At 71.2% G+C, this 958-nt stretch carries 1 protein-coding gene; it reads right to left on the bottom strand.

The window, feature by feature from the left end:
• On the bottom strand, nt 1-958 hold a 958-nt coding region (locus G6039_RS30175; protein ID WP_164528202.1), incomplete at both ends, for an acetyl-CoA C-acetyltransferase.

Here is a 958-nt window from a genome sequence, read left to right as displayed (position 1 = left end):
CCACCGGAGACGTTCAGCTTGTCCTCGTCGATGCCGAGCTCGCGGGCGGAGCCGAGCACCTGCACGGCGAACGCCTCGTTGATCTCGAACAGGTCGATGTCGGAGATGGTCTTGCCGGCGTGGGCGAGCGCCTTCTTCACGGCCTCGATCGGGCCCAGACCCATGATCTCCGGCGACAGGCCGGACACGCCGGTCGAGACGATCCGCGCCAGCGGGGTCAGCCCGAGCTCCTCGGCCTTGGTGTCGGACATGATCACCAGGGCCGCGGCGCCGTCGTTGAGCGGGCAGGCGTTGCCGGCGGTGATGGTGCCGTCGGGGCGGAAGACCGGCTTCAGCTGGCTCACGGCCTCGTAGGTGGTGCCGGGCCGCGGCCCGTCGTCGGTGGTCACGACGGTGCCGTCGGGCAGGGTGACGGGGCTGATCTCGCGCTCGAAGAAGCCCGACTTGATGGCTTCCTCGGCCCGGTTCTGCGACCGCACACCCCACCGGTCCTGGTCCTCGCGGGAGATGCCGGTGAGCGAGGCGACGTTCTCCGCGGTCTGGCCCATCGCGATGTAGACGTCGGGCAGCAGGGCCTCGCTGCGCGGGTCGGTCCACGCGGTGCCGCCCTCGGCGAGCGTGGCGGTGCGGGCCTCGGCGTCGGCGAAGAGCGGGTTCTTGGTGTTCGGCAGGCCGTCGGCGTTGCCGGTGACGAAGCTGGAGACGGACTCGACACCGGCGGAGACGAACACGTCCCCCTCGCCGGCCTTGATCGCGTGCAGCGCCATGCGGGTGGTCTGCAGCGACGACGAGCAGTAGCGGTTGACGGTCACGCCGGGCAGGAAGTCGTAGCCCAGCTGCACGGCGACGACGCGGGCGATGTTGAACCCGGACTGGCCGGCGGGCTGGCCGCAGCCGAGCATCAGGTCGTCGATCTGGGCCGGGTCCAGCTCCGGCACCTTCGCCAGGGCGGCCGCGA

The sequence above is a fragment of the Rhodococcus aetherivorans genome, from assembly GCF_011058165.1.
In the GTDB taxonomy this organism is placed as follows: domain Bacteria; phylum Actinomycetota; class Actinomycetes; order Mycobacteriales; family Mycobacteriaceae; genus Rhodococcus; species Rhodococcus aetherivorans.
The sequence above is the reverse complement of the archived record's forward strand: the minus strand, read 5'-3'. Positions and strand labels throughout refer to the sequence as shown.